This is a genomic window from Hymenobacter sp. UV11 (genome assembly GCF_004684095.1).
Lineage (GTDB): Bacteria > Bacteroidota > Bacteroidia > Cytophagales > Hymenobacteraceae > Hymenobacter.
In genome coordinates this window covers 1-2,797 of record NZ_SRII01000045.1, presented here as the reverse complement: position 1 = coordinate 2,797, position 2,797 = coordinate 1, and the positions used below count along the sequence as shown (strand labels likewise).

Genomic DNA, 2,797 nt, shown 5'->3' with positions numbered 1-2,797 from the left:
GGCGGTAGGTGTTGTACTGCCCGTAGGTGACGCCGATGGTCGTGCGGCCCACGTCGGTAGCGGTGCGGCGCAGCGCTTGCTGTGCTTCCAGCGAGCGTTCGGCCACTGCCACGGTGCCGTTGCTTTGCAAGGCTTGCGTAATGGCCTGCTGCGCGGTGAAGCCCCCCCCAGCCGGGCTAAGCTGCACTTGCTGGGCCCGCCCGGCCAGCGGCAGGGCCAGCAGCAGCAAAACGGCTCCTGCCACCAGTGGGGTACTGGGGGCAGGCCCGGCCACCCCGGCGTGTGGCTTCGGTTCGGCCGTTGGCTCCTCATCCCCTTCGTATTCGCCGTGCGCCGCCTGCCAGGTTTCGGCCAGGGCATACAGCACCGGCAGCACCAGCAGCGTAAGCAAGGTAGCCGTGACCAAGCCACCAATCACGACGGTGGCCAGGGGGCGCTGCACCTCGGCCCCCGCCGAGGTGGCCAGGGCCATGGGCAAGAAGCCCAGCGACGCCACCGTGGCCGTCATCAGCACCGGCCGCAGCCGGGTGGCCGTGCCTTCCAGAATGCGTTGCGTCAGGTCGGTGACCCCCTCTTTTTTAAGCTGGTTGAAGTAGCCGATAAGCACCACCCCGTTGAGCACAGCCACGCCGAAAAGGGCAATAAAGCCTACCCCGGCTGAGATGCTGAACGGCATGTCGCGCAGCCAGAGCGAGAGCACCCCGCCAATGGCCGAGAGCGGAATGGCCGTAAAAATCATGGTGGCCTGCAGCAGGGACCGGAAGGTGAAGAAGAGCAGGCCGAAAATCAGCAGCAGGGCCACCGGCACGGCAATGCTCAGCCGCTGGGAGGCTTCGCGCAGGTTCTCGAACTGGCCGCCGTAGGTGGTGTAGTAGCCGGGGGCAAGCTTGAGCTGTTGGTCTACTTTACCCTGCAACTCTTTGACCACGCTCTCTACGTCGCGGCCGCGCACGTTGAAGGCTACGATAATGCGCCGCTTGGCATTGTCGCGCTGAATTTGGTTGGGGCCTTCCACCAAGCTTACGTCGGCCACCTGCTCCAGGGGCACCTGCTCGCCGCGCGGGGTGGCGATGAAGAGCTGGCGCACGCTGGTAATGTCCTTGCGCAGGGCCGGGGGCAAGCGCAGCACCAAATCGAAGCGTCGCTCCTGCTCAAACACCTGCCCGGCGGTCTGCCCGGCAAACGCGGTTTGCACGGTGCGGTTCACGTCCTCTACGTTCAGGCCGAACTGCGCCAGCTTGTTGCGGTCCAGCTTCACCACGATTTGTGGCAGGCCGGTGACTTGCTCCACGTACACGTCTTCGGCCCCCTGCACCTGGCGCACCAGCGTAGCGGTGCGGGTGGCGTAGTCGGCGAGCTGGTCGAGGTCCTCCCCGTAAATTTTCATTACTACGTCCTGCTTGGCGCCCGAAATCAGCTCGTTGAAGCGCATCTGAATGGGCTGCTGGAAGCCGAAGGTGACGCCCGGAATCACGCTCAGGGCGCGGGCCATCTTTTCGGCCAGCTCCGGCTGCGACTTGGCCGAGGTCCAGTCCTTGGGGTCTTTGAGCGTCACCATTACGTCGGCGGCCTCCACTGGCATGGGGTCGGTCGGAATTTCGGCCGAGCCAATCTTGGCCACGACCTCTTTCACCTCGGGAAACTGCTTTTTCAGGATAGCCCCCGCCTGGGTCGCTTTTTCAATGGTGTAACTAAGCGAGGAGCCGGTCAGCACGCGCATCTCCACGGCGAAGTCCCCTTCGCTCAGTTGCGGGATGAACTCGCCGCCGAGCGTGCGGAACAGCAGGATGGTGCCCACCAGCAGGGCCACGGACGTGCCGAGCACGATGGTTTTGCGGGCCAGGGCCAGTGTAATCAGCGGGCGGTAGCGGGCTTCGAGCCAGCTCATCATCTTGTCGGAGAAATTGCGCTTGTGCTCGGTCTTGCGGCTTAGCCCGAGCGCGGCCATCATGGGCACGTAGGTGAGCGAGAGAATCAGGGCCCCCACGATGGCAAAGACCACGGTTTCGGCCATGGGCTTGAACATTTTGCCCTCAATGCCGGCCAGGGCCAGCAGCGGCAGGTACACGATGAGGATAATGACTTCGGGAAAGCCCGCCGAGTCGCGGATGCCGGCGGCGGCGTGGTAGGTTTCGCCGTCCATCTGCCGTTGCGTCAGTTGCCCGTTCTGGCCCAACTGCCCCCCGGAATGCAACCGATGGATGATGCCTTCCACGATAATCACTGCCCCGTCTACTACCAGGCCGAAGTCAATGGCTCCGAGTGAAAGCAGGTTGCCCGACACGCCGAAGAGCTGCATCATGCTGATAGCAAAGAGCATGGCCAGCGGAATGACCGAGGCCACAACCAGGCCCGCCCGGAGGTTGCCCAGAAACACCACCAGCACGAAAATTACAATCAACGCGCCTTCAATCAGGTTCTTGGTAACCGTGTGAATGGCACGGCCCACCAGGTCGGAGCGGTCGAGGTAGACGTCCACGACCACGCCCTCGGGCAGCGACTTGCGAATGGTGACCATGCGCTCCTTGACGGCCTTGATGACGTCGTTGGCGTTGGCGCCCTTGAGCATGAGCACGATGCCGCCGGTGACCTCGCCCTCGTTGTTGCGGGTCATGGCCCCGTAGCGCACGGCCGAGCCCAAGCGGATTTCGGCCACGTCGCGCACTAGAATGGGCAGCCCCGCTTTGGTGCTCTTGACCACGATGTTGCCGATGTCCTGCGGGTTCGCCACCAGGCCCTCGGTACGGATAGAATAGGCGGTGGGATTTTTGTCGAGGTAGGCCCCGCCGGTGTTCTG

1 protein-coding gene is annotated in these 2,797 nt (G+C 63.7%); it reads right to left on the bottom strand.

The genetic code is table 11. From position 1 onward, the window contains the following. Window positions 1–2,797: efflux RND transporter permease subunit (locus tag E4631_RS25590; protein ID WP_135318682.1), on the bottom strand; the 2,797-nt coding region annotated here is incomplete at both ends.